Origin of the sequence: Variovorax sp. 278MFTsu5.1 (assembly GCF_048305045.1) — a bacterium.
In the GTDB taxonomy this organism is placed as follows: Bacteria; Pseudomonadota; Gammaproteobacteria; order Burkholderiales; family Burkholderiaceae_C; genus Variovorax; species Variovorax guangxiensis.
On the sequence record NZ_CP157622.1, the window covers coordinates 4,103,656 to 4,126,971 of the forward strand.

At 68.0% G+C, this 23,316-nt stretch carries 23 protein-coding genes and 1 tRNA gene; 6 read left to right on the plus strand and 18 right to left on the minus strand.

The window, feature by feature from the left end; all coding sequences use genetic code 11:
• Window positions 1-7: 7 nt before the first annotated feature.
• On the minus strand, window positions 8-2,632 hold the full coding sequence (gene alaS / locus ABL844_RS19105; protein ID WP_418128516.1) for an alanine--tRNA ligase: 2,625 nt from the start codon (window positions 2,630-2,632) through the stop codon (window positions 8-10).
• Window positions 2,633-2,896: 264 nt separating this feature from the next.
• On the opposite strand from alaS, the gene ABL844_RS19110 reads away from it, so the two are divergent.
• Both ABL844_RS19110 and ABL844_RS19115 read left to right on the plus strand, forming a co-directional pair.
• Window positions 2,897-3,721 (plus strand): ferritin-like domain-containing protein, encoded by an 825-nt coding sequence (locus ABL844_RS19110; RefSeq protein WP_418121363.1) that lies wholly within the window; start codon window positions 2,897-2,899, stop codon window positions 3,719-3,721.
• A 189-nt stretch (window positions 3,722-3,910) separates the two neighbouring features.
• The gene (locus ABL844_RS19115; protein ID WP_126022070.1) at window positions 3,911-4,225 is read left to right on the plus strand and encodes a hypothetical protein; all 315 of its coding nucleotides are present in this window, start codon (window positions 3,911-3,913) and stop codon (window positions 4,223-4,225) included.
• Between the two features lie 459 nt (window positions 4,226-4,684).
• On the opposite strand, the gene ABL844_RS19120 is transcribed toward ABL844_RS19115, so the two are convergent.
• Window positions 4,685-4,984: a hypothetical protein gene (locus ABL844_RS19120; RefSeq protein ID WP_126022069.1), complete on the minus strand. Its 300-nt coding sequence runs from the start codon at window positions 4,982-4,984 to the stop codon at window positions 4,685-4,687.
• 271 nt (window positions 4,985-5,255) lie between these two features.
• The gene (locus ABL844_RS19125) at window positions 5,256-5,693 is read right to left on the minus strand and encodes a hypothetical protein (RefSeq protein ID WP_418128517.1); all 438 of its coding nucleotides are present in this window, start codon (window positions 5,691-5,693) and stop codon (window positions 5,256-5,258) included.
• 116 nt (window positions 5,694-5,809) lie between these two features.
• On the opposite strand from ABL844_RS19125, the gene ABL844_RS19130 reads away from it, so the two are divergent.
• A tRNA-Gly gene (locus ABL844_RS19130) sits at window positions 5,810-5,883 on the plus strand.
• Window positions 5,884-5,983: 100 nt separating this feature from the next.
• Here the strand turns inward: ABL844_RS19130 and ABL844_RS19135 are convergent.
• A complete protein-coding gene (locus ABL844_RS19135) occupies window positions 5,984-6,796 on the minus strand; it encodes a sulfite exporter TauE/SafE family protein (RefSeq protein ID WP_418128518.1) in 813 nt (270 codons plus the stop codon).
• Window positions 6,797-6,907: 111 nt separating this feature from the next.
• Here ABL844_RS19135 and ABL844_RS19140 point away from each other — a divergent pair, with 111 nt between their 5' ends.
• Window positions 6,908-7,714 carry an AraC family transcriptional regulator gene (locus ABL844_RS19140; RefSeq protein WP_418128519.1) on the plus strand — a complete coding sequence of 269 codons (807 nt, stop codon included), beginning with the start codon at window positions 6,908-6,910 and terminating at the stop codon, window positions 7,712-7,714.
• Window positions 7,715-7,739: 25 nt separating this feature from the next.
• Here ABL844_RS19140 and ABL844_RS19145 read toward each other — a convergent pair whose 3' ends face one another.
• The gene (locus tag ABL844_RS19145; protein WP_126022065.1) at window positions 7,740-8,678 is read right to left on the minus strand and encodes a helix-turn-helix transcriptional regulator; all 939 of its coding nucleotides are present in this window, start codon (window positions 8,676-8,678) and stop codon (window positions 7,740-7,742) included.
• Between the two features lie 264 nt (window positions 8,679-8,942).
• On the opposite strand from ABL844_RS19145, the gene ABL844_RS19150 reads away from it, so the two are divergent.
• Window positions 8,943-9,842 (plus strand): helix-turn-helix domain-containing protein, encoded by a 900-nt coding sequence (locus tag ABL844_RS19150; RefSeq protein WP_418128520.1) that lies wholly within the window; start codon window positions 8,943-8,945, stop codon window positions 9,840-9,842.
• A gap of 15 nt (window positions 9,843-9,857) precedes the next feature.
• On the opposite strand, the gene ABL844_RS19155 is transcribed toward ABL844_RS19150, so the two are convergent.
• From ABL844_RS19155 to sctV, 13 genes are all read right to left on the minus strand, one after another.
• On the minus strand, window positions 9,858-10,889 hold the full coding sequence (locus ABL844_RS19155) for an EscU/YscU/HrcU family type III secretion system export apparatus switch protein (RefSeq protein ID WP_418128521.1): 1,032 nt from the start codon (window positions 10,887-10,889) through the stop codon (window positions 9,858-9,860).
• 12 nt (window positions 10,890-10,901) lie between these two features.
• Window positions 10,902-11,684, minus strand: a complete 783-nt coding sequence (sctT, locus tag ABL844_RS19160) for a type III secretion system export apparatus subunit SctT (RefSeq protein ID WP_418128522.1) — start codon at window positions 11,682-11,684, stop codon at window positions 10,902-10,904.
• 24 nt (window positions 11,685-11,708) lie between these two features.
• Window positions 11,709-12,200: a serine kinase gene (locus tag ABL844_RS19165; RefSeq protein ID WP_418128523.1), complete on the minus strand. Its 492-nt coding sequence runs from the start codon at window positions 12,198-12,200 to the stop codon at window positions 11,709-11,711.
• Window positions 12,197-13,546, minus strand: coding sequence for a FliI/YscN family ATPase (locus tag ABL844_RS19170; protein WP_418128524.1), 1,350 nt, complete (start codon window positions 13,544-13,546; stop codon window positions 12,197-12,199). The genes ABL844_RS19165 and ABL844_RS19170 overlap by 4 nt, the downstream gene beginning before the upstream one ends.
• Window positions 13,543-14,184: a type III secretion system stator protein SctL gene (sctL, locus tag ABL844_RS19175; protein ID WP_418128525.1), complete on the minus strand. Its 642-nt coding sequence runs from the start codon at window positions 14,182-14,184 to the stop codon at window positions 13,543-13,545. The genes ABL844_RS19170 and sctL overlap by 4 nt, the downstream gene beginning before the upstream one ends.
• Window positions 14,166-14,867 (minus strand): type III secretion system protein, encoded by a 702-nt coding sequence (locus ABL844_RS19180; RefSeq protein ID WP_418128526.1) that lies wholly within the window; start codon window positions 14,865-14,867, stop codon window positions 14,166-14,168. The genes sctL and ABL844_RS19180 overlap by 19 nt, the downstream gene beginning before the upstream one ends.
• Before the next feature lie 12 nt (window positions 14,868-14,879).
• Window positions 14,880-15,689, minus strand: a complete 810-nt coding sequence (gene sctJ / locus ABL844_RS19185; protein WP_418128527.1) for a type III secretion system inner membrane ring lipoprotein SctJ — start codon at window positions 15,687-15,689, stop codon at window positions 14,880-14,882.
• Between the two features lie 7 nt (window positions 15,690-15,696).
• Entirely contained in the window at window positions 15,697-16,110 is a 414-nt protein-coding gene (locus ABL844_RS19190) for a hypothetical protein (protein WP_184637153.1), read from the minus strand.
• Between the two features lie 57 nt (window positions 16,111-16,167).
• A complete protein-coding gene (locus ABL844_RS19195) occupies window positions 16,168-16,374 on the minus strand; it encodes a hypothetical protein (RefSeq protein ID WP_021004014.1) in 207 nt (68 codons plus the stop codon).
• Between the two features lie 147 nt (window positions 16,375-16,521).
• Window positions 16,522-17,721 carry an FHA domain-containing protein gene (locus ABL844_RS19200; RefSeq protein ID WP_418128528.1) on the minus strand — a complete coding sequence of 400 codons (1,200 nt, stop codon included), beginning with the start codon at window positions 17,719-17,721 and terminating at the stop codon, window positions 16,522-16,524.
• A gap of 2 nt (window positions 17,722-17,723) precedes the next feature.
• Window positions 17,724-19,484 carry a type III secretion system outer membrane ring subunit SctC gene (sctC, locus tag ABL844_RS19205; RefSeq protein ID WP_418128529.1) on the minus strand — a complete coding sequence of 587 codons (1,761 nt, stop codon included), beginning with the start codon at window positions 19,482-19,484 and terminating at the stop codon, window positions 17,724-17,726.
• Between the two features lie 17 nt (window positions 19,485-19,501).
• On the minus strand, window positions 19,502-19,768 hold the full coding sequence (gene sctS, locus ABL844_RS19210) for a type III secretion system export apparatus subunit SctS (RefSeq protein WP_126022057.1): 267 nt from the start codon (window positions 19,766-19,768) through the stop codon (window positions 19,502-19,504).
• Window positions 19,769-19,812: 44 nt separating this feature from the next.
• On the minus strand, window positions 19,813-21,885 hold the full coding sequence (gene sctV, locus ABL844_RS19215; RefSeq protein WP_418128530.1) for a type III secretion system export apparatus subunit SctV: 2,073 nt from the start codon (window positions 21,883-21,885) through the stop codon (window positions 19,813-19,815).
• A gap of 312 nt (window positions 21,886-22,197) precedes the next feature.
• Between sctV and sctQ the strand changes: the two genes are divergently transcribed.
• The gene (sctQ, locus tag ABL844_RS19220; protein WP_418128531.1) at window positions 22,198-23,301 is read left to right on the plus strand and encodes a type III secretion system cytoplasmic ring protein SctQ; all 1,104 of its coding nucleotides are present in this window, start codon (window positions 22,198-22,200) and stop codon (window positions 23,299-23,301) included.
• Window positions 23,302-23,316 lie beyond the last annotated feature (15 nt).

Genomic DNA, 23,316 nt, shown 5'->3' on the forward strand with positions numbered 1-23,316 from the left:
CCGGCCGTCAGGCGCGTTCGGAGACCCAGGCCTGCACCGACTGCAGCGCGGCCGGAAGGCCTGCCGCGTTGGTGCCGCCGGCCATGGCCATGTCGGCCTTGCCGCCGCCCTTGCCGCCGACCTGCTGGGCCACGAAGTTGACCAGCTCGCCGGCCTTGACCTTGGCCGTGCTGTCGGCCGTGACGCCGGCCGCGATCTGCACCTTCTCGCCGTCGACGGCGGCAAGCACGATGGCTGCCGTCTTGAGCTTGTCCTTGAGCTTGTCCATGGTCTCGCGCAGCGTCTTGGCGTCGGCGCCTTCGAGCTTGGCGGCCAGCACCTTGATGCCCTTGACGTCCACAGCCTGCAACACGAGTTCGTCGCCCTGCGACGAAGCGAGCTTGCCCTTGAGCGCGCCCACTTCACGTTCGAGCGCCCTCACCTGCTCCAGCACCTGCGAGAGCCGGCCCTGCAGCTCGGCGGCCGGCGACTTGAGCGTGGCGGCCACACTCTGCACGGTCGATTCGAGATCCTGCAGGTAGGAGAGCGCATTCGCGCCGGTGACGGCCTCGATGCGGCGCACGCCGGCGGCCACGCCGCCTTCGCTGACGATCTTGAACAGGCCGATGTCGCCCGTGCGGCCCACGTGGGTGCCGCCGCACAGCTCGCGGCTGGTGCCGATGTCGAGCACGCGCACGGTCTCGCCGTATTTCTCGCCGAACAGCATCATCGCGCCGGTCTTCTGGGCCGACTCCATGTCCATCACGCGGGCATGCGTCTCGGTGTTGGCGAGGATCTCGGCGTTCACGCGCTTCTCGATCTCCAGGATCTGCTCGTGCGTGACGGGCGCGTTGTGCGCGAAGTCGAAGCGCGTCTTGTCGGCATCGACCAGCGAGCCCTTCTGCTGCACGTGGCCGCCCAGCACTTCGCGCAGTGCCTTGTGCATCAGGTGGGTGACCGAGTGGTTGCGCATGGTGGCGGCGCGGCGCGCGGTGTCGACCGCGGCCTTGACCGTGTCGCCGACCTTCAGCGTGCCCTGGGTCTGGGTGCCGTGGTGGCCGAACACGTCGGCCTTGATCTTCTGCGTGTCTTCCACGCCGAACTGCACGCCTTCGGCCACGAGCACGCCCTGGTCGCCGACCTGGCCGCCGCTTTCCGAATAGAACGGGGTTGTGTCGAGCACGACGATGCCCGGCTGGCCTTCCTTGAGCTCAGCGACGGCGGAGCCCTCGAAGTACAGAGCGACGACCTTGGCGCTTTCTTCCAGCTTCTCGTAGCCGGTGAAGACGTTGCCCGCGCCGGCGTAATCGACGTTGCGGTCCATCTTGAACTTGCCGGCAGCACGGCCCGCGGCCTTCTGCTTTTCCATGGCGGCGTTGAAGCCGGCCTCGTCGACGCTCACGCCGCGTTCGCGGCACACGTCGGCCGAGAGGTCGAGCGGGAAGCCGTAGGTGTCGTGCAGCTTGAAGGCCACGTCGCCTGGCAGCACCTTGGCGCCACCGGCCAGCGCCGCGTCGAGGATTTCCATGCCGTTGGCCAGCGTCTCGAAAAAGCGCTCTTCCTCGGCCTTCAGCGTGTCGGTGATGCGCTTCTCGTCGGCGACCAGCTTGGGGTAGGCCTCGCCCATGAGCCGCACCAGTTCGGGCACCAGCTTGTGGAAGAAGGGCTTCTTCTGGCCGAGCTTGTAGCCGTGGCGGATGGCGCGGCGGATGATGCGGCGCTGCACGTAGCCGCGGCCTTCGTTCGACGGGATCACGCCGTCGGCCACCAAGAACGAGGTGGCGCGGATGTGGTCGGCGATCACCTTGAGCGAGTTGTTCGACAGGTCCTGCGTGCCGGTGGCCTGCGCGGCGGCCTTGATGAGCGCGTCGAAGATGTCGATCTCGTAGTTGCTGTGCACGTGCTGCAGGATCGCGGCCAGGCGCTCCAGGCCCATGCCGGTGTCGACGCAGGGAGCGGGCAGCTTGACCACGCTGCCGTCGGGCTGCATGTCGAACTGCATGAACACGTGGTTCCAGATCTCGATGAAGCGGTCGCCGTCCTCCTCGGGGCTGCCCGGGGGGCCGCCGGGGATGTGCGGGCCGTGGTCGTAGAAGATCTCGGAGCACGGGCCGCAGGGGCCAGTGTCGGCCATCATCCAGAAGTTGTCGGACTTGTACTTGCCGCCCTTGTTGTCGCCGATGCGGATCACGCGCTCGGGCGGCAGGCCGATTTCCTTGGTCCAGATGTCGTAGGCCTCGTCGTCCTCGTGGTAGACGGTGGCCAGCAGCTTGTCGGCCGGCAGCTTGTAGACCTGCGTGAGCAGCTCCCAGCCCCAGGTGAGCGACTCGCGCTTGAAGTAGTCGCCGAAGCTCCAGTTGCCCAGCATCTCGAAGAAGGTGTGGTGGCGGGCGGTGTAGCCCACGTTCTCGAGGTCGTTGTGCTTGCCGCCGGCGCGCAGGCAGGCCTGGACGGAGGCCGCACGGTTGTAGGGGCGCTTGTCGGTGCCGAGGAACACGTCCTTGAACTGCACCATGCCCGAATTGGTGAACATCAGCGTCGGGTCGTTGCCCGGCACGAGGGGGCTCGACGGCACCGCCGTATGGCCCTTGGAAGCGAAGAAATCGATAAAGGTCTTGCGGATGTCCGCGACCGTGAATGTGGGCTGGCTCATCTTTGGATTCGTCTTCTGCCGTCGAGGGCGGCGCGGCGATGGCGACCCTCATGTCGAACCCACTGCGGCGAACCGGCCTAACTGCTTGATTTGCTTGAACAAACGATTATAGGTTTGGCCATGCGGCCCGCGCCGGCCAAGGGCTGCCGGACGGCAACACGATCCGTGCTCCACGGCTAATATGTGTCCTGGCGCAAAAAACGAGAACCAACGAGGGTCTGCGCCATCCGTACTTGTACGGACAAAAAAGATCAAGGAGTTCGCATGGCAAGCCAAGATGCCGAAAGGCACTGGACGATCGAAGACCTGGATTTCTCGCGCATCGCGCTCGACAAGGTACGCCCGGACGAGAACCTCTTCTATCTGGTGACCTCCGCCTCCTTCATCGAGAGCGGCTCCGACCTGTACACGCACAACCTGGTGGACTTCTTCAAGGGCGACCAGGAAGTCACCGACTGGCTCTCCCAGCACTGGGAACTCGAGGAACTGCAGCACGGCAAGGCCCTGCGCGCCTACGTGCGCCACGTATGGCCGGAGTTCGACTGGGACACCGCCTACGGCAACTTCCTGGAGGAATACGCGACCTACTGCAAGGTCGAGCTGCTCGCCCCCACCCGAGGCCTCGAGATGACCGCCCGCTGCGTGGTCGAGACCGGCACCGCCACCTACTACCGCGCCATGGCCCGCTGTACCGACGAGCCTGTGCTTCAGGACCTGGCGACGCGCATCGCCACCGATGAGGTCAACCACTACAAGCACTTCTACCGCTACTACCGGCGCTACCGCGAGCAGGAGAAGCTGGGCCGCCTGCGCGTGATGGGAACCATCGGCCGGCGCACGCTCGAACTCAAGAGCGAGGACGCCGACTGCGCGATCCGCCACGTGGTCAGGACGCGTTCGCCCGAACGCGCCGACGACATCGCCTACGTGCAGCGCCTGAGCGCCGACATGAACAGCACCATCCGCACCCACCTGAGCCCGGGCACCACGCTCAAGATGCTTATGCGGCCGCTGGAACTGCCGGCGAAGGTACAAACGGTGATCCAGTACCCGATCAGGCAGTTCATGGAGCATGTGTTCCTGCGCTGAACAGCGCGCAAGTGGTTCACTCATCGCGACAAACCGGAACCCGGATTCCATTTCGCACAACAGGTGCTTGGCTAATATTTCCGGTCACCCCTTTCTATCCAGATAGAGACAAGGCCTGAGACCTTCGGACAAGCGCGGCTGCATGCGCCGCTGGCAAGTCGGCTCGCGGCCCTGTTGCATGCGCGTCCGATGTTCGATCACTCAGCCAACCGCGAGCAGCTCTACACCATCCGGCTGGACGGAACCAGCCTGACCATCCGGGACCTGATGGAGGTGCGCTTCACGTTCCTGCGGTTGCTCGAGCAGCGCATCGGCCCCTCTTCGCGCCTGGTGAAGTGCTACCGGGCCTGGCTCAACCAGCTCGAATCCGGCATCGACTCGATGAGCGAATCTCAGATCGCCAACGCCCGCCTCTGGCGCGAGGCCTGGGAGCACGCCAGCGAGATTGCCACCCCGCTGCTCAGCCAGCCCCAGACAACCACCTTCCGGTTCGAGCTTTTCTGAAGCAAGCACGCGGACGCCGAGCAAAAAAAACCCAGCGCGAAGGCTGGGTTGAACCTCTTGGTGCTGTCACGCACAGAGAACTCGCACTTCAAAGCGAGCCCACAAAATCTAGGGCTTCATGCGCCGCCGCCTTGTCGGACAGGACCGACACTTCGAAGTGAGGAATACGACCGCGCAGCCCTGAAAGACCCGGCTTCCTCGCAAATCTGTCAAATAGTTCACGTTTTAATGAGTGTCCTACGGCGACTACCTGTTTCCGGCTGACACGCGCTCGCAGGGCGAGCGCCGACGATACCGATGCTGTCACGCAACAGGGCCGCATAAAAGAAGAGCTCTCTGTCAGTGCTTAGAGCGTGCCCACAAGGGCAACTCGAACCCGCTTCGGCGGGTATTTTTTTGGCCGCACCGCAACGCGGCCCCGGCACGGGCCGAGGCTCGCCGCCCTTTGTCCGCTCCGGCTCAGCTCGCCGAGGTCAGCCCCGGCTTGCGGCTTCCGTCCAGCGAGTACAGCTGTGGCCGTTCGTCCGCGGAACCGGCTTCCGCCGCCAGCCCTGCTGCACCATGTGCCGCGCCCTGCGGCTGGCGATAGAGCTCGTTCTCAAGACGCCTGACGCGTTCGGCGTACATCCGGGCAAGCGCGCTGTGATGCTCTGCCGCCGCCTGGTGCTCGATGCGCGCCATCTGGGCTTCTTCCAGGAGGGCCGCCGCGCGTCGAAGGTACGCGGTGTGATTCGGGCGAAACAAGAAGTCGAACGTCATTTCACGCTCCTTTCCGCAGGATGCGGGTGCAGACGATGTTCCTCTGCGCTCGCCGCCGAGTCTGTCGGAGCGCGCCTACCCTCGGGCTACCCTTTTTCACTACGAATTCGCCATACCACAAGCCAATGACAGGTTTTCCCGCCTCGATGGGGACAATGCTGTGGAAAACTGTGTGCGCATCGCTCGGAAGCCTTGCCTGGCGTGGCTTGCAACACGATGCCCACCAAAGAGGCAGCGCCCGAAAAAATTTTCGCAGCCGCCTGCCGACCGGTTATCCAAGGTCCGACCGCTTGCAATCGAAGACCCTGCCCGGCTCGATCGCCCGCAGCGTCGGCACCTTGCCGATGAACACCACCCCCGCGCTGATCAGTCGCCACTCGCCCGCCTTGAACAGCCTGAAGAGGTTCGTGGCCTCGTCGCCCGCAGCCGGAATCGCGTTGAAGACGTAGGCGGGCTCGCCGCCCTGGGTCTCTTCCATGCCCAGCAACTCCGCCCTCATCTTGCCCATGGTGTCCGTGTCCTTCGTCCTGTGGCGGACGACGTCCATGTTGACGGTGCGCGAGTGCTCGTCGATGGCGATCTTGCGGATCCAGGGAGCCGGGCCGGTGCCGCCCGGCGCGGGGACGCAGGTGATCGTTCCGGCAAAGGCCGAGCCTGCGGTCACGGCCAGGAAGGCGTTGAGGGCGAATCGAAAGGGCTTGGATTTCATGCTCGGTATGGCGTGTTGGGTCGGCTGGCCCGCGCGGCGGCGCGAACCTCGGATGGCATGCATCTATACTCCCGCCTGTCGCCGGCTGCAGCCTTGCAATCGGCGGCTTGCCAGATGCGGGTGTAGTTCAATGGTAGAACGGCAGCTTCCCAAGCTTCATACGAGGGTTCGATTCCCTTCACCCGCTCCAAACAAGGGTCCCAGGCGATCCTGAAGGCTCCCGAGAAGTCCTCACCAAATCCGATCCGATCGGACGGAGCTCCCCACCTGGCTGATCTCTGGCACCCCGCCTAGCCGATCAACATCGACGCCACGACTGCAACCAGCAGCCCGACATACACCCTGGCGTGTACCTGATCGGGAATCCGCCCGATGAACGGCGAAGCCATGCGTATCCCGGCATATGAGCCCGCGACCAGGGCAAGGAACGCCCTCAGGTCCACATAGCCCACATACCCGGCCCCCAGGGACGCCATTCCACCCCAGGAAAGCGCCGCGTAAGTCGCCGTCCCGGCCAAGGCGACGGGAAGCGTCAGCGGATTGGCCATGGCCGTCGCGCCGGTCATGCTCACTCCTCTGCGGCGAAGCAACGGGACTGTCATGACGCTGCCTCCCACTCCAAGCAAGGCCGCGATCCAGCCGATGACGATGCCCGTCAATGCGTTTCGTGCCCGGGCGGGCCGGGCCTCCCGCGCCGGCTGCAGGAGAAAGCCGGGCCGGAGCCAGCAGTCCAGAACGGTCAGGCTGACGTAGGCGATGAAAGCCCAGCGCAACCAGCTGCCCTCCACCGCGGCCGCGGTTGCTGCCCCGAGCACGCTGCCGGCGGCAATGGCGAAGACCAGCGGCTTGATGACCGCCCAATCCAGCGATCCCGCGCGCTGGTGCTTCGCCGTTGCCATCGCCGATCCGAAGATCATCACGCACGTCGAGGTCGCAACCGCGATCTGCATCGCATGGGATGCAGCCGGGGTTTCCGGTCCGCGCATGTGCGTCAGCAAGTGGTAGAGCAGCGGAACCACCACGAAGCCACCGCCGAAACCGAAGAGCACCGTGGTCACGCCGGCGAGCGTGCCGCAGGCGGCAAGCCAGAAGTAGAGTTCCATCGCAATCAGTCCTTCGATGCCTGAAAGGTTATGGCTGCTGGCGCTGTCCGGCTTTCGGAGTCTGGACAAGAATGTTCGCGTTTCAGCCAACAGCGGATTTCGCGAATTTCGATGAGAAACGTACCTTTGGACAGCGTCGACGCACTAGAACGCGAAGTGCTCGCCATCGGCACCGACTACGCGCGCGGAACGCTCCTGGAGATGCATCAGCATCGTCGAGCGCAGTTTCTCTACGGCGCGACGGGTCTCATGGAGGTAGGCACGGACGACGGCGCGTGGGTCGTGCCTCCGCATTGCGGGGTGTGGATCCCGGCGGGCAAACCGCATCGCGTACGCATGGTGGGTGTCAGCACGCGCAGCCTCTATATCGAGCCGAGGGCTGCGCCGCGCGGAGGGTCTCGCTGCGAAGTGCTGCTCGTTTCGCCTCTTCTGCGGCAGTTGCTGCTGGAGGCGACGGACGTGAAGGCGCTCTATGACGAACAAGGCAGGGACGGCCTGGTCATGCGCCTCGCGCTCGCGGAGATCGCGCGCGCGGCCACGCTCCCGATCTTCGCGCCGCTGCCCAGGCACGGCACGCTTCACGCCCTGTGCGTGGAGTTTCTCTACGCACCCGACATCCGCGCCACCGCCGGCGAATGGGCGCAGCAACTGCACCGCAGCGAACGCACGTTCACGCGCTTCTTCCGCGCCGAGACCGGCATGGCCTTCGGCGAGTGGCGCCAGCACGCCTGCCTGATATCGGCGCTTTCCAGATTGGCCGAAGGGCAGCCGGTGACGGCCGTCGCGCTAGAACTCGGCTACGACAGCCCTGGCGCGTTCTCGACGATGTTTCGCCGCCGCCTGGGCTTCCGCCCGTCCGAGATTGCGCGTTCGGTGTCCGGTCAACGCGCCGGCTGGCAAGTCGAATTGGGGCATTGAAGGCACGGACAGCCTCCCGGCGAACTCAGTTCTCGCTGAGCACTCCGAAATCGCTGTCGCCCTGCTGCACGGCATTCACCAGCTGCACCCGATTGCGCGCGGCAAAGCGGCGCCGCAGCTGCCGCATGTGGTAGTCCACGGTGTGGGACGACAGGTCCAGCCGGTTGGCGATCTCCTTGTCGCTGCGCCCCTGGAGCAGTTGCTGGAGGATGTCCTGCTGCGTCGCGGAGATCTCGATGCGGCCCGCGCCCGGCGCACCGACGATGCGCGTGTGGCGCGACACGTATTCGTGCACGCCCAGCCCGAGGATCAGGCCCTGCCCGATCACGCTGTCGCTGATCCAGTCGCTCCCGGGCCTGCGCGACAGCAGGCTGATCACCGTGTGCTGGTTCACATGCGTGGGGGACGCCAAGCGGAACAGCAGCCCGCTGCGGATGCCGCTGGCATACAGGTCGTCGAGGAACCGCTGCCGCTCTTCGCTCAGCTCGTCCGAAATCTCCGCCGCCAGCGCCTCGAGCCGGGCCACGTCCCACGCCAGTGGAAGGCTCGACGCGGGCACGCCCTGCTGCCGAAGATCGACGCCGCAATAGTTGTGCGCGAAGTAGCGTCTGGTCCACTCGGGATTGGCGTAGGCGGTGAAGAAGCTCAGCGGCCACCAGTGGCCCCGCATGTACGCCACCGTGCCGTAGCCCAGCCAGTCGAAATCGAGCGCATGGAGCATGCTGCGCACCAGTGCCGCGCGGGCTTCGCTGCCGGGTGCATCCATCAGATTGCCGACGATGGCCGGCACGCCGCCGGCGTGAGGCGGCACGCTTCGCGGCATGTACAGGTGTTCTTCGGCATAGAACTGCGGAACCGGATTGGCGGGTTGCGGCTCCGCTTGCGGCCGCGGCACCGGATCGAATCCCTGCGCCTCGGAGGCCGGCGCAGGCGAGGCACGATGAAACAAGGTGGACAGAATCATGGAAGGCCTGATGGATGTGCCGCCATGCCGGAAAGGACGACGGACCTGGGTCAAAGTACCGCAAGGGCGTTGTCATCGCCTTGTAAATTTTTAGCTTCCGACGCATTTGCCAGGGCTCGCGCATCCAACTGAGTACCTTTGCTTGAACAATGCGCGACCTGCGCGGGTCCTCGCCGGGCCGAGGCTTCACAGATGACGACGGCGCTGGCATGCTTGCTGCACACAGCGCGAGGCAAAAGCCGAACCTCCGCACATCCCCCTTCCATGGCATTGCCCGCCTCCCAGTACTGGCGAGACACGGATCTCGCAGGACTCCAGTTCACAACCAACCGGTTTCGCCATCGCGAGGTCCGGCCACACCGGCACGTGGGCTTCACGCTCGCGGTGGCCGACACCGAACTCCAGGTGCGCAGCGGCACCCGCGTCACCGTCGTGCCGCCGGGTGCTCTGTTTCGCATTGCGCCGCATGTCTGGCACTCGGTGCAGGCGCGCACACATACCTGGCGCGAAGACGCCCTCTTCTGCAGCCTCGCCGTGGCACGGTGCATCAGCCCCGCGGAAGATACCCCGCCGCTGGCACGGCTGGAGGACGATGCGGGAGTCTCGGTCTTCATCGACGCCTCCGCGGCGCTCGAATTCCTCGAATGCCACCGCCTGCTCTTCGTCCCCACGAGCACCGGCGATCCCGAGGACATCGCGGCGGGCCGTGCACTGCTTCGCCGGCGCCTCTCGCAATGGCTTCCCGCCCCTTCGCCCACGGAGGACGGAGCCCACGACGCAGAGCGCCCGCATCCCGACAGCGGCGACGAGCGCCTGAACCGGCTCTATGCCCTCATCGCGTCGGGCTTTCATCAGCGCATGACGCTCGACAGCCTCGCCGATGCGGTCGGCTGGCACCCCGTGCACGTGCAGCGCCGGTTCACCGCCGCATGGGGCTTCACGCCGCACGAGATGCTGGTGGGCCACCGCATCGAGTACGCCCGCGACCTGATCGCCGGCGGCGCCCATGTCACCTATGCGGCGCATGCGGCAGGCTTCACCGACCAGAGCCATCTGCACAAGACCTTCATGAGCACCTATGCCGTGCTGCCGGGCGACTACCGCAGGCTCGCCGCGCTCGATGCGCTCCAACCGCCCTCGGCCAGGAACGGCATCGCCGGCTAACTCGCCGCCCCGGCTTCATCCGATGCCCTGCGCCCAACGCAGGAGCCTGGCGACGGGTGCATACAGCGAACGTGGAATCGGCTGGTCCACCGGCACCTCCGCATAAATGCGCTCGGCCAGCGAGGGCTCGAACTCCATCGGCACCAGGCCCTCGCCGGCAAAGCGCCGGATCTGCGCGGCCACCTCGCCCTCGCCGCGCGCGATCACGCGCGGCAGGTCGTTCTCGCCTAGGTACTGCAGCGCGACGGCGGTGCGGGCCGAATGGATCACGGCCGAGGCCATGCGCACGCGGTCGCCCAGGCTGGCGTACACCGCCTCGAAGTGCGCGGAGCGGCGGCGCGACTGGTTGACCGGATCGCCTTCCACCTCCTTGTATTCCTGCCGGACCTCTTCGATCGACATGCGCTGCTGCTTCATGAACTCGTAGTGCTCGTGCGTGTAGTCCACCGCGGCCATCAGCGCATAGATCACCGTTGCCCAGCCGAAGGCCACGAGCACCATGTGCGCCGCGGCGGTCATGGTGGCCGCCGGGCTCGCGTAGCCGAGCTTGAGCGAGGTATCGACGAAGCCGCGCACGATCACGAACATCAGGCCCGCGAGCAGCATCGTCTTCAGGCTCATCTTCAGCAGGTTGATGAGATTGCGGGTGGAGAAGATGCGCTGCAGCCCCTGGGCCGGGTTCATGCGGTTCACGTCGGGCTTGAGGCGCTCCCACGCCGCCACGCCGCCCACCTGGGCCAGGGAGCCCACGCTGCCAGCGACGGCAGCGATGGCCATGATGGGCAGCGTGCCCCACAACAGCGCCTCCCCGGTATGCAGCAGCAGCTCGTCGAAGCGGTCCTCCGGCCGCGTCAGCAGGCTGGTGCTGGTGGCGTGCAGCCAGAGCTCTCGCAGCAGGCTGTAGAGCACCCCGCCGCCCAGCCACATGCAGACCACGACCACGGCGAACACCGCCGTCGAGGCCACGTCCGAACTGAAGACCACCTCGCCGCGCTTTCGCGCGTCGCGCAGCCGCTTGGGAGTGGGGTCCTGGTCTTTCTCCGCCATGGCCGAAGGGCGCTAGAGCGTAGCGCGCAGGAAGTCGAGCACGCCGTTCTCGGGCCGCAGGAATTCCTGCAGCGACTCGTACACGAAGAAAACGAACAGCAGCATCATCAGGTGCGCCAGCAGGCTCTTGAGAGGCTGCGAGAACACGAACACGTTGAGCTGCGGCGCCACGCGGCTGACCAGGCCCATGCCCAGTTCCACCAGCAGCAGCACGAAGATGACCGGCGAGGCCAGCTTGACGATCCACAGGAACAGCGTGTCCCCCTGGCGGATCGCGAACTGCTCGATCACCAGCCCCAGGTTCGGAAAGAACGAGGCCACGGGCCACAGCCGGTAGGAGTCGACGACTACGCCCAGCATCGCGAGCAGCCCGCCGGCCGAGACGAACAGCGTGATCACCATCCAGCCGAGGAACTCGCCCGTGGGCCCGTTCTCGTGACCCGCCACGGGATCGAAGAAGGACGCGTTGCTGGAGCCGGTCTGGAAGTCGATCAGGTCGCCCACGCTCTCCACCGCCCAGATGAAGATGCCGAAACCCAGCCCCAGCATCAGGCCGATGAAGGCCTCCTTGCCCGCGATGAGCACCCAGGTGCCGATGGAGGCAGCAGGCATGTCGCCCGCCACCGGCGACATGAACAGAGCGAGCATCAGCAGCAGGCCGTTGCGCACGGTGCCGGTGATCATGCCGCCGGAGAGAAAGGGCACCACCGCGAAGATCGCGAAGAGCCGCGGCAGGGTCAGCACCACCGACGAGAAGAATCTCTCGAAGCTGGCCAGTTCGATGGAGGGGTCCATGGCGATCCGTGCGTTCCCGCGCGCCTACGCCGAGCGCCGCGCGGCCCATGCCTGCGACGTGGCTTCCTCGGTCGCTTCGTCGAGCCGCTGCTCCTGCAGGCGCTGCCGCTCGCCTCGGCTGCGCTGCTGCATCTGCTGCGCCTTCTCGACCTCTGCGCTGGCGGCGCGCAGCTTGCGGCGGCTGGCATCCAGCGTGCTCTCGCGCAGCGCGTGGGCCTGCCCGGCCTGCGCGGCAAGCCGGCTCGCCTCGACGATCCGCGCATCGAGGGCGGCGCTCCAGGCACCCGCGTGGCGCAGCTGCGCCACGCTGCATTGCCCGTCCGTCAGCGCGCCGGCGGTCGCCTGCCAGTGCGCGGCCTTGCTCTGCACCTGCTGCTGCTGCCACGCCTGGGCCTGCTGCAGTTCGGCGCGGCTCTGCTCGGCGGCGGCCCGGTCGCGCGCGACGACACCCATGGCAACCGTCTTCTGGCGCTCGCGCACGCCCACCAGCAGCTTCCAGTCGATGCCTGCGCTCACCGGCCCGGCTCCCACGAGGCGCCGCCGAACCGCTGCAATGCCTCGATCGACTGCGCATAGGGCAGGCTCGCATCCGGCGGCTGCGACAGGAAGTCGAGCATCGCCGGCCGCGCACCGATTGCCTCGTCGGCCAGCGCGTCGCCGCCTGCCTTGTATTCGCCGATCTGCACGAGCAGCTCCATCTCCTGGTACTTGGCCAGCAGGCTGCGAAAGTGCGCCGCCGCCGCGCGGTGCTCGCGCGAAGTCACCAGCGGCATCACGCGGCTGATGCTCGCCAGCACGTCGATCGCCGGATAGCGGTTGGCCGCAGCGGCCTTGCGCGACAGCACGATGTGGCCGTCGAGGATGGATCGCACCTCCTCGGCGATGGGGTCGCTCTCCTCGTCGCCCTCGGTCAGCACCGAGTAGACGGCGGTGATGGAGCCCGTCCTGCCCTGCCCCGCACGCTCCAGCAGCTGCGGCAGCATCGAGAAGATCGACGGCGGATAGCTGCGCCGCGTGGGCGGTTCGCCGCTGGCCAGGCCGATCTCGCGCTGGGCGCGCGCGAAGCGCGTGAGCGAATCGACCAGCAGCAGCACCTTCTTGCCCTGGTCGCGGAAATGCTCGGCGATGGTGGTCGCGGCATAGGCGGACTTGATGCGCTCCATCGGCGGCCGGTCGGAGGTCGAGACCACAATCACCGTCTTCGCCAATCCCTCGGCGCCGAGGTTGTGCTCGATGAACTCCTTCACCTCGCGCCCGCGCTCGCCGATCAGCGCGATCACGTTCACGTCGGCCGTCGCGCCGCGCGCGAGCATGCCCAGCAGGGTGCTCTTGCCCACGCCCGGCGGCGCGAACACGCCGACGCGCTGCCCTTCGCCGAGCGTGAGCAGGCTGTCGACCGCGCGGATGCCGGTGGCCAGCGGCGCGTCGATCATCCGGCGCGCCAGCGGGCTCACGGGATCGCGGTGCACCGGCAGCAGCGTGCGGGTCCTGAGCGGGCCCCGTTCGTCGATGGGCTGGCCCAGCGCGTCGAGCACGCGCCCCAGCAGGCCCGCGCCCACCGGGCAGACGTGGCCGCGCCCCGTGGGCAGCACTTCGGTCAAAGCCGAAATGCCGGTGATCGGCCCGAGCGGCGTGAGGACGGCGGTGTTGTCGCGGAAGCCGACCACCTCGGCCAGCAGCGGCGGCTCGCCCGGCGTGACCAGTTCGCACAGTTCGCCCACATGGGCCTGGATGCCCGATGCGTCGATCAGCATGCCCACCGCCTTGCTGACGCGCCCGCGGATCGCCACCGGCGTGACGCGGCCCAGCGCCTGTTCCAGTTCGGCGACGATGCCAAGCGCCGCGTCGGACACCGGGTTCACGATTGCGCCCCCTCCCGGGTCTCGGCGAGGCCGCCGCGCTCCACCGCGCGCCGGAACGCGGCGAGCTGCGCGTCCACGCCGATGTCCAGCACGCCGGAGGCCGTCTGTACCACGCACGCGCCGACGGGCAGCGCCGCATCGGCCACGAAGTGCACGGTCATGCTCCAGTTGGCCTCGCTGCGCAGGCGCGCGATCACCCCGCGCAGGATCGCCTCCTGCGCGGGCGCCACGCGCACGGTGATGAAGGGCTCCTGGCGGATCAGCGTGTCGACGCGCAGCAGCGCCGCTTCGAACAGCGCCGCCGGGTCCGCATCGGCGATGAACTGCCCCACGGCCTTGACGACGACCTGCGCCATGGACGTGCGCAGCGCATGCAGCTGTCGCTCGGTGGCCATGGTGTCCGTCACCAGCTGGGTCGCGTATTCCTCCTTGGCGCGCCGCAGGCCCTCCTCGTAGCCCTGCCTGCGGCCGACCTCGGCGTCCTGCGTGGCCTGCTGCACGATGCGGCGCGCCTCGCGCCGGGCCGTCTCGACCACGGTCGATGCGTCGAGCAGCGCCGCGTATTCGTGCTCCTTCAGGACCTTGCGCTCGCTCAGGAGCTGCAGGTTCTCGGTGGTGATCAGAAAAGCCAGTCCCATTGCGGCAGTCTTTCGGGGACGATGCACGAGAGCATCAGTTCGTTGAGTTGCTGGAGTTGGCGCTGCTGCAACTGCGGCACGCCGAGCGCCGAGACGCGGCGCGGCAGCTTGTGCCCCAGGCGGCGGCGGACCGTCTCGCCTTCGGCCGCAGCCGTGGCAAGCAGCAGCCGGTGGCCGCGCTCGACGGCGACCCGGCCGGCCGACAGGGGCCGCTGCTGCAGCAGCGCGTTGTCCATGCGCAGTTCGGTGAGCGACGGCACCCGGTCGAGCACGAAATCCACCGCATCGGCATCGAAGCGGCGGGCCTGGCGGCGGATCTGCGCACCCGCGCCGCCGCGCAGCCGGAACAGCGGCAGGTGCACGCAGAAGCCGAGGTAGGCGGCGAGCCGCCGCAGCGCGTCGGCATCGAGCAGCGCCACGCGCTTGAAGCGTGCGTCGAAGTTGTAGTCGGCGCTGCCGGCGTCCGGCCCCTGGGCTCGCCGCAGCTGGTCGGCGAGCACCGCGCGGCCCGCCTCCCCCAGCCGTGCCGGGACGCGGTGGCGCGACGGCCAGTCGGCAGGCAGCCAGCTTGGGTGAAGACCGATCTCGGGGTGCAGGTTGAAGCGCACCACCAGGCGCACGAGGTCCATCGGGCCGGTTCCGGCCTGCGGGGCTTCGTGGGTGGCGGAAGTAGGTGCCGGCATTCCTGTTCCAGGTCAGCGCCTGAACACCTGGCGGCGCGTCCAGCTGCGCCAGTCCACGCCCCGCCTGCGCAGCAGCGCCGGCAGCACCAGCAGGCAGACGGCGGCCAGCAGCAGCAGCCCCAGCAGCACCATCGCCGTCGACGCGGGGAACAGGCCCAGCACCATCGCACGCTCCCTGGCGCCGCCCGCCAGGGCCGCAGCCGACGCCACCGGCCGGCGCGCCTCGAAGAGCGACAGCGATACCTGGTCGTGGCTCAGCCCCTCGATGCTGTGCGCCACCATGTCCTTCACGGTCGGCGCCAGCAGCCGGATGTCCACATCCGGCCGGTGCTTGATGAACACCGCGGCCGACGACGGCCGCATCTTCTCGCTCAGCGGGTCGTTGGCCGGGATCACCACGTGCACGCGCGCGGACACCACGCCGTCCACGTTGCGCAGCGTCTGCGACAGCTCCTGCGAGACCGCATAGATGTAGCGCATGCGCTCCTCGGAGGGCGTGGACACCAGGCCCTGCTTCTGGAACACCTCGCCCATGGTGGCGAAGCGCTCGTGGGGCAGGCCCTGGGCACGCAGCACGTCGAGCGCGACGCCCATGCGGCTCTCGTCCACCTCGACCTGCCAGTTGCTGCCCTCCACGCGGCTCTTGGCCGCGTCGATGCCCTCGGCCGACAGCGCGGCGACGATCTCGTTGGCCTCCTGCTCGTTGAGGTTGGAGTACAGGCCGACCTTGCAGCCGCCCAGCGCCGCCAGCAGGGCCAGCGCCGCGAGCCAGCGGCCGCGGCGCGCAAGGAATGAAGAAAGAGTGCGGGACAGCGGCTTCACGGCATCCTCATTGCTGGTTCTTCAGCAAGGTGCCGAACAGGCTGGTGGCGGCGCTCGCCAGGCCCGTGGAAATGTGCATCTTCGCGAACATCATGTGCGCCTCCATGGCGTGGTCGGTCATCGCGAACATGGTCTTGATGGGGTCGGACATGTCGATCGACTCGAGCATGCTGTGGCGCATCTCCTCGTAGGAGCGCACGTTGCCGGAGAACTGGGCCGCGAGCGCCTTCGCGGCGTCGCCGAGCGCGCTGGGCGCGGCCACCGAGGACGGCGGCGCCTGCACGCCCTGCATCATGTTGGCGAACATCCGGGTCTCGCCCGGATCGAGGCGCGAAGGCGCGCCGGCCTGCTGCTGCGCGGCGGCCGCGGACACGCCGGCCGGCGGCGCGCCTGCCGCGACCAGCGCGGTGGGATCGGTCATGGTTCACCTCCTGGGGGAAAAGGCCGCGCGATGCGACAGGGCATCGCGCGGACCTGCTTACGAGGACTTGGCCGACTGGCGGATGTCGTTGCCGGTGGACTTGGCCACCTCGCCGCCCGCGGCGCTCGCACCGTTGACCGTGTGCGCGGTGGATGCCGCGCCCTGGATGCTGGTGGAAGCGGCCATGCTGGCCGACATCAGCCGCGCGTTGTCGGCTGCGGCCTGGTTCATCTGCTGGATAGAGCTGTCAACTGCGCCTGCCATGTGTATCTCCTGGTCAAGAAAGGATTGATTTACGAGGGTTGAAGCGCTCCGCCCCGGCGGGACGGAACCATTCCACGCGGCGCACGGATGCGGCGCCGCATGAAATCCGGGGTGCGCGCGAGGCGGGCTCTGCCGATGGCCATGCCTTCACCTCCCGCGCCTGTTGTTGCTGTCGGGCACGCCACCGCTCAGGACCAGCCCGTCGGCGTCGATGCGCTTGAGTTCGGCACCGGATCGCAGCACCGCGCCTTCGTAGTAGCGGCTGCCGTTCGACAGCTGGATGTGCCGCAGGCCGTTGCCGTCCTCGGTGATGCTCACCATGCGCGCCGGCAGCACGCTCTGCCAGCCGTCCCACTGCGCGCGCACGTCGGCGTCCTTGTTCTCGGCCACGGGCTTCTCCCGGTACTGGACCTTGTCGAAGACCAGCACCGACGGATGCAGGTCTTCGCTGAGCCTGCGGATCTTCTGGCGCACCGCGGCGTCCTCCACCGTGCCGGTGAGCACCAGCCGGCCCTGCCCCGTGTACGCGACCGCCACACCGGGGTCGCCCACATAGCGGCGCGCCTGCTCGACCATGTCCTCGGCCGAATGCACGTTCACGCCGACCTGGCTGCCGAAGGGCTCCATCGCCTGCTGCAGGGCCTCGCGGCGCTGCCTCGACTCCACGTAGCCCTTCACGCCGAGCCGCCCGCCCTGCGCGGCCACCACTTCCACCTCGGGAAACGGCACGAGCGCCTTTTCCACCGCGGCCAGGTCCACGTGCCCGGCGCGGCGCGCGCTCGCACCCGCGTCGCCGAGCGACACGGCGGCCAGCCCGATCACCGCAAGCAGGGCCATCACGCCACCCGCCCAATAGCCGAGGCGCCGCCGCGAGGAAGCCTCGGACGTGCCCGCCAGCGCGCCCTCGCCGGGCCGCGCCTCGTACTCCGGGGCGAACATGCGGTCCTCGCGCACGTCCGGCACGTAGCTGCGGTCGAGCTGGAAGTCGATCTGCCCGAGGCTCACCACGTCGCCCGCGACCACGCTTCTGCGCGCCTGCCGCATGTCCTCGCCGTTGAGCCGCGCCGAAGCCGTGCTCAGGCGCTGCATCGACACCACCAACTCGCCCACGGTGAACGCCAGGTGGCGCGGCAGCACGTCGCCGCCGGGCAGCATCACCTCGCAATCGCCGCCTGAGCCCAGCACGTTGAGCCCGGGCTTGAGCGCGATGGTGCGGCCCTTCACCGCGCCGCTGAGGAAGCGCAGGCACCAGCCGTCGCCCAGCGCGGGGCGCTCCGGCCGTGCCATGCCGGCCGCTTCCGCCGGCACGTCGCCGTCGTCGAAGGAAATCTCTTGCGGGTCGTGCATGCTCAGCCTCCCACTTCCGGCAAGGGCAGCGCCGGCACGTTCGCCGTGGCGCCCGGCAGCACCAGGCGCGGCGTCAGCAGGTAGAAGCGCTCCATGTTGGACTGCTTCTTCTCCGTCGACCTGAAGAGCCCGCCGACGCCGGGAATGTCCTTGAGCAGCGGCACGCCCGTGACCGCATTGCTCTTCTCCTCCGACGAGTAGCCCGCGATCAGCAGGCTCGCCCCCTCCTCCACGAGCGCCTGCGTGTTGACCGTGCGGCGCCGCACGATCGGGATCTTGTCGACCGACATCGGACTGAGGTCGCCGTCGACGATGTCGATGGACATCATCACGCCGCGCGAGGCCTTCTCGTCGATGACCAGCGGCGTCACCCGCACCGCGGTGCCGGCGGTGATGCTGAACAGCCCCGCGTCCTGGAAGCCGTCCACCCGCACGTAGAACTCGCTGAGGTTCTCCAGCACGGCCTCGGTGTTGTCCAGCGTCATCACCTTCGGGCGCGCCACGAAGTTCGCATTGCCGTTGGTGGCCAGCGCGGTCACGCGGGCCAGCAGGTAGTTGCGCGCGCTGTTGCCGATGGCGGCGGTGAACATGCCGCCCAGCGGCGTGAGCGGATTGCCCGAGCCGTCGGCGCTGCCGATCTGCCCTGCCTCGCTGCCTGTGCCGCCCCAGATCAGCTGCCCGCGATCGCCGCGGCCGGTCTGGAAGTCGGCATGCCGGCCATGCAGGCGCCAGTCGATGCCCAGGCTGTTGAGCGTGTCCGAGCTGATGTCCATGATGGTCACTTCGATCTCGACCAGCCGCGGGCGCACGTCCATCGACTCGATCAGCTTCGCGTACTGGGCCATCTTGTCGGGCATGTCGCGCACCAGCACGGCGTTCATGCGCGTATCGGCCTGGAACTGCGGCAGTTCGCCGCCCGCGAGGTTCGCGATGCCGCCCTGCGCGATGGCTTCGCTGCCGGCACCGGCGATCTCGACCTTGGGCGCGTTGATGGTCTCGCCGCTGCGCAGCTTGATCTGCCGGTTCGGGCCCAGCGACATGCCGCCGCTCATGCCTCGCGGGCCGCCGCTGCCGCTCGGCGCGTTCCCGCCGCTGCGGCCATAGAGGCTGCGCAGCACGTTGGCCACGCCGGGAATGACCGTGTCCTTTCCCGAGCGGTTGATCCGGAAGTCCGAGGCCCAGGCGTACTTGAGCGGAAACAGCCGGATCTCGGCGCCCTCGGCCATCGCGCTCTTCTGGTCGGCCAGCTTCACCGCCTGGCGCACCATCTCGACGTAGCGGCGCGGCCCGGTCACGTACACGCTGGCGTCGCGCTCGCTGATGCTCAGCGGATAGCGCTCGTCGGAGATGTGCAGGCGCACCAGCGTCTCGGCGATGCGCCCCGCGTTCTCGGCCGCGATGGGCAGCACCTCGCTTTTCGCGTCGGAGGCCAGGTCGACGAACAGGAAGGCGCCGTCGAAGTACCAGGTCAGCCCGTTGACCGCGCACACGCTGTTGAGCGTGCTCAGGGCGGGGCCGGCGAACTTGCCGCTGATGGTGCCGGCCACCTTGGAGTCGATCACCGCCGTGATGTTCTGCGACGAGGCCAGCTCGCGCAGGAAGTCGGCCAGCGGCTTCTCGTTGGCAACGATCTGGAACGGCCGGTTGCTCCAGCGCAGTTCGGCCGCACGGGCCTGCGCGCACATGGCCAGCAGCACGAGCGCGGCGCAGCCCCACAGCACGAGGCGGCGCTGGCAGAAGGCTTTCAGGCGCGGGGCGGTCATTTCGGGGAAATGCATCTTCACGGCAGGGAACTCAGTGCCTGGATGGCACGCTCCGCGAAGCGCATCACGTCGCGCCCCATCCAGCCCGCGGTGGCGATGATCGCGACCATTACCGCGATCAGCCGGATCGACTGGCCGATGCTCTGGTCCTGCACCTGCGTTACGGCCTGCAGCACGGCCACCACCAGGGCAGTGACCGTTGCCACCGCCACCACCGGCAGCGAGATCCACAGCACGAGGAGCAGGCCTTCGCGCGTGATGTCCAGGATGTTCTGCGGAGTCATGGCGTTGTTTTCGCGGTGCGCCTTCGGAGGCAACGGGATGTTCATCAATGGGCCTGGGGGTTGGTGACCCAGCCCACCGGCTGCAGGGCCACGTCTTCGTCGACTTCCTGGTAGGACAGCACCGGCAGCAGCGGCGCCACCGGCTCGATCAGCGTCTTGATGTAGCGGCGCACGTCCGACGAGGCGATGGCCACCACGCGGGTCGCGGCCGATCCGAGGATGCGGCGCACCTGCTCGCGGATGTCCTGCGTGACGGCCGGGCTCAGCAGCAGCAGGTTGCCGCGCGGCGAACGCTCGATGGCGTTCTGCACGCGTTCCAGCAGGCTGGACTCGAACAGGATGGCCTCGAGCTGGCGGTTCGGGCCCACATAGCGGCTGGTGATGTAGCGGCCGAGATCGATGCGCACCAGTTCGGTCAGCGCTATCGCGTCCTGCTCCTTCGGCGCCCATGTCGCGAGGCACTCGAATATCGCGTGCAGGTTGCGAATCGGAATGCCCTCCTGCAGCAGCCGGCGCAACACCTCGGCGATGCGCTGGCTCGACGCCACCCGCGTCACCTCGGCCGCGAGCTCCGGCGCGTCGCGCTGCACCGAATGCAGCAGGCGCTGTACTTCCTGCAGGCCGATGAGCTCGCGCACATTGCGGCGCACGGCGTGGTCCAGGTGCAGGCCCACCACCTCCTCGTTGTCCCAGCTCGTGGAGCCGGCTGCTTCGCCCTGCACCCAGACGACCCGGGCGAAGGGGCCGAAGGGCTCGGCCACCTCTGCGCCCGCCGGCGGCGCCGCAGCCTCGGCCGGATCGAGCATGCGCCACCCCGGCCTGAGCGTGCCCTGCGACACCGCGACGTCGTGCACCAGCACCTGGTAGGCGTGTTGGGCCAGGCCGTCCGCGTAGGCGAGCTGCAGGCGCGGGAACACCGGGCCGAGATCGGATTCGACCGCGGTCTTGACCCTGGCCAGCTGCAGGTCGAGCGCGTGGCGGTCGACGCCGCCGCGCAGGCCGCTGGACAGCCGCACCGCCAGTGGCGCCGCGATGGCATGGTCGCCGTCGGCGTCCTCCAGGGCGTCGCCCTCGCGGTGCGAGATCCAACCCGGCGTCTGGTTCTTGCGGCGCCGCATGCGCACCGCGAAGCCCAGGCCCAACAGCGCCGCCGCCAGCAGGCCGAACACCCACTTCGGAAAGCCCGGCACGACCAGGAAGCTCGCGACCGCGAGGCCCGCGATGATCAGCGCGCGCGGATGCGCCATGAGCTGCTGCCCGATCTGGCTCGCCAGCTGCGTGTCGCGGCGCTCGCCGGTGCTCACGCGCGTGATGACGATGCCCGCCGCGATCGACACCAGCAGCGACGGAATCTGCGAGACCATGCCGTCGCCCACCGTGAGGATCGCGTAGCGCTGCAACGCGCCGCCCAGGCTCATCTCGTGCATCATCGTGCCGATGGCGATGCCCGCGAGGATGTTGACCAGCGCGATCACGATGCTCGCGATGGCGTCTCCCTTGACGAACTTCATCGCGCCATCCATCGCGCCGTGGAGCTGGCATTCCTGCTCCAGCATGTGGCGACGCTTCTGCGCCTGTGCGGACGACAGCACGCCCGCTCGCACGTCGGCGTCGATGCTCATCTGCTTGCCGGGCATCGCATCCAGCGCGAACCGCGCCGCCACCTCGGCCACCCGCTCGGAGCCTTTCGCGATCACGATGAACTGCACGATCGCGATGATCAGGAACACCACGCCGCCGACCACCACGTTGTTGCCGACGATCAGCTTGCCGAAGGTGTCGATGATGTGGCCCGCATTCGCGTGCAGGAGGATCAGCTTGGTCGATGCGATGTTGAGCGCAAGGCGAAACAGCGTCGTGAACAGCAGCAGCGACGGAAAGGTCGACAGCGACAGCGCCGATGGCACGTACATCGCCACGATCAGCAGCACCAGGCTGATGGCGAGGTTGCTCGCGATCAGCAGGTCGAGCAGCGGCGTCGGCAGCGGCAGCACGAAGAGCGCGACGATCACCACCAGCAGGCCCGCCAGCAGCAGATCGTTGTAGCGGCCGGCGCTGCCCAGAAGGTCGCGCACGCCGCCGCGGTAGGCGGCAAAGGATCGCGGAGAACTCGCCATGGTGTCTTTGTCTTGCGGGTGTCCCGAAGTACCGGGCGGTGCCTGTCGCATCGCTTCGCTTCGTCGTCGGTCGCGAGGAATGTCGCGTCGCGACGGACTCTATGCGCCGCCCTCCATTCGCGGCAACCACGAGTTTTCGTAGATCGCCGCCGTGTGTGGCGCGCGCGGCACTACGTGTTTGCGGACTACCTCCGCGCAACACCTCTGGCTAAGCTGCCGGTCCCGATGCGAACCGAATCGCATTGCTTCAAGGCGTGAAGAAGGTGAAGAAGAACAGAGCCGCCCGCATCGGCGCATCGAACGAAGGCGTCCATGCCTGACGCCATCACGGAACTCGGCGAAGCCCGCGCATTGCCGCGCGCCGACGCCGCCAATGTGCGCGCGCTGAACCGTCTGTACGGCGCGTCGCCGTTGCCGGACATCGCGGCCGCACGCGGTGCCCGCTACCGCATCCGCTGGCACCACGACACGGCCTTCGCCCTCACCGCGCGCGAGAGCTTCCGCTTCAGGCTGGGCTCGCACGTCGGCCATCTCGCAATGGACGCACCGAGCCTGCAGGCACTGCTGGCAGAACGCCGCATCGACCTGCTGCCGCGCGACCTGCGCTACATCCTGCTCGCCGATGCGCTTCATCCGCTGATCGACGCGCTCGAGAAAGCGCTGCGCCTGCATTTCGAGTGGCAGCCTTCGGAAGCGGAAACGCGCGACATGCACGAACACAGCCATCGGGCGCTGCCTTCGCAGGGCGATCCCGGGCACGCGGCCTTCTTCGTCGCCATGCCCCTGGAAGGCAGCACCGTGCTGCGCGGCTACGTGCAGTTCGAGGACGCGACCACGCTCGACACGCTGGTGCCGACGGCCACCGGCGCGCATCACAACGCCTACGCAGCCGACGCCTTCGACGCGCTGCGCCTGCCCGTGAGCTTTCGCCTCGGCAGCACGCCGATCCGCCTGCGCGAGGTCGGAAGCATCCGGCCCGGCGACATCGTCGGCATCGAGCAGTGGAGTTCCTCGGGTGCCGCCATCGTGGTCACAGCGGAGCTGGGAGGTTCCGCCGGGCGGCATCTTTCCGCCTTCGCCGAAGGCTCGCGCATCACCGTTCAGCAATCGAGAAACAGTGCCATGAAGCCAGACATTCCCGCCCTCGCGGCCGATACCGCGGACAACGCCAACCTGCCGATCGACCGGCTCGACGCGCTGGAGGTCACGCTGCGCTTCGAGGTGGGCGACCTGTCCGTGTCGCTCGGCGAACTCAGAAGCATCCGCGCCGGCCATGTCTTCGACCTGGGCCAGCCGCTCAACCGCAGCCCCGTTCGCATCCTTGCGCACGGCAACGTGCTGGGCAAGGGCTATCTCGTCGCGGTGGGCGACCGGCTGGGCGTGCGCGTGTCGGAGTTCGCGCCCGGCGAAGTCTGAGGGGCCGCCCCTCAT

What these genes read in the sequence shown, in the direction of transcription:
- alaS (WP_418128516.1), bottom strand. Translation starts at nt 2,632, where the DNA reads ATGAGCCAGCCCACATTCACGGTCGCGGACATCCGCAAGACCTTTATC.
- ABL844_RS19110 (WP_418121363.1), top strand. Translation starts at nt 2,897, where the DNA reads ATGGCAAGCCAAGATGCCGAAAGGCACTGGACGATCGAAGACCTGGAT.
- ABL844_RS19115 (WP_126022070.1), top strand. Translation starts at nt 3,911, where the DNA reads ATGTTCGATCACTCAGCCAACCGCGAGCAGCTCTACACCATCCGGCTG.
- ABL844_RS19120 (WP_126022069.1), bottom strand. Translation starts at nt 4,984, where the DNA reads ATGACGTTCGACTTCTTGTTTCGCCCGAATCACACCGCGTACCTTCGA.
- ABL844_RS19125 (WP_418128517.1), bottom strand. Translation starts at nt 5,693, where the DNA reads ATGAAATCCAAGCCCTTTCGATTCGCCCTCAACGCCTTCCTGGCCGTG.
- ABL844_RS19135 (WP_418128518.1), bottom strand. Translation starts at nt 6,796, where the DNA reads ATGGAACTCTACTTCTGGCTTGCCGCCTGCGGCACGCTCGCCGGCGTG.
- ABL844_RS19140 (WP_418128519.1), top strand. Translation starts at nt 6,908, where the DNA reads ATGAGAAACGTACCTTTGGACAGCGTCGACGCACTAGAACGCGAAGTG.
- ABL844_RS19145 (WP_126022065.1), bottom strand. Translation starts at nt 8,678, where the DNA reads ATGATTCTGTCCACCTTGTTTCATCGTGCCTCGCCTGCGCCGGCCTCC.
- ABL844_RS19150 (WP_418128520.1), top strand. Translation starts at nt 8,943, where the DNA reads ATGGCATTGCCCGCCTCCCAGTACTGGCGAGACACGGATCTCGCAGGA.
- ABL844_RS19155 (WP_418128521.1), bottom strand. Translation starts at nt 10,889, where the DNA reads ATGGCGGAGAAAGACCAGGACCCCACTCCCAAGCGGCTGCGCGACGCG.
- sctT (WP_418128522.1), bottom strand. Translation starts at nt 11,684, where the DNA reads ATGGACCCCTCCATCGAACTGGCCAGCTTCGAGAGATTCTTCTCGTCG.
- sctL (WP_418128525.1), bottom strand. Translation starts at nt 14,184, where the DNA reads ATGGGACTGGCTTTTCTGATCACCACCGAGAACCTGCAGCTCCTGAGC.
- ABL844_RS19180 (WP_418128526.1), bottom strand. Translation starts at nt 14,867, where the DNA reads ATGCCGGCACCTACTTCCGCCACCCACGAAGCCCCGCAGGCCGGAACC.
- ABL844_RS19190 (WP_184637153.1), bottom strand. Translation starts at nt 16,110, where the DNA reads ATGACCGATCCCACCGCGCTGGTCGCGGCAGGCGCGCCGCCGGCCGGC.
- ABL844_RS19195 (WP_021004014.1), bottom strand. Translation starts at nt 16,374, where the DNA reads ATGGCAGGCGCAGTTGACAGCTCTATCCAGCAGATGAACCAGGCCGCA.
- ABL844_RS19200 (WP_418128528.1), bottom strand. Translation starts at nt 17,721, where the DNA reads ATGCACGACCCGCAAGAGATTTCCTTCGACGACGGCGACGTGCCGGCG.
- sctC (WP_418128529.1), bottom strand. Translation starts at nt 19,484, where the DNA reads ATGACCGCCCCGCGCCTGAAAGCCTTCTGCCAGCGCCGCCTCGTGCTG.
- sctS (WP_126022057.1), bottom strand. Translation starts at nt 19,768, where the DNA reads ATGACTCCGCAGAACATCCTGGACATCACGCGCGAAGGCCTGCTCCTC.
- sctV (WP_418128530.1), bottom strand. Translation starts at nt 21,885, where the DNA reads ATGGCGAGTTCTCCGCGATCCTTTGCCGCCTACCGCGGCGGCGTGCGC.
- sctQ (WP_418128531.1), top strand. Translation starts at nt 22,198, where the DNA reads ATGCCTGACGCCATCACGGAACTCGGCGAAGCCCGCGCATTGCCGCGC.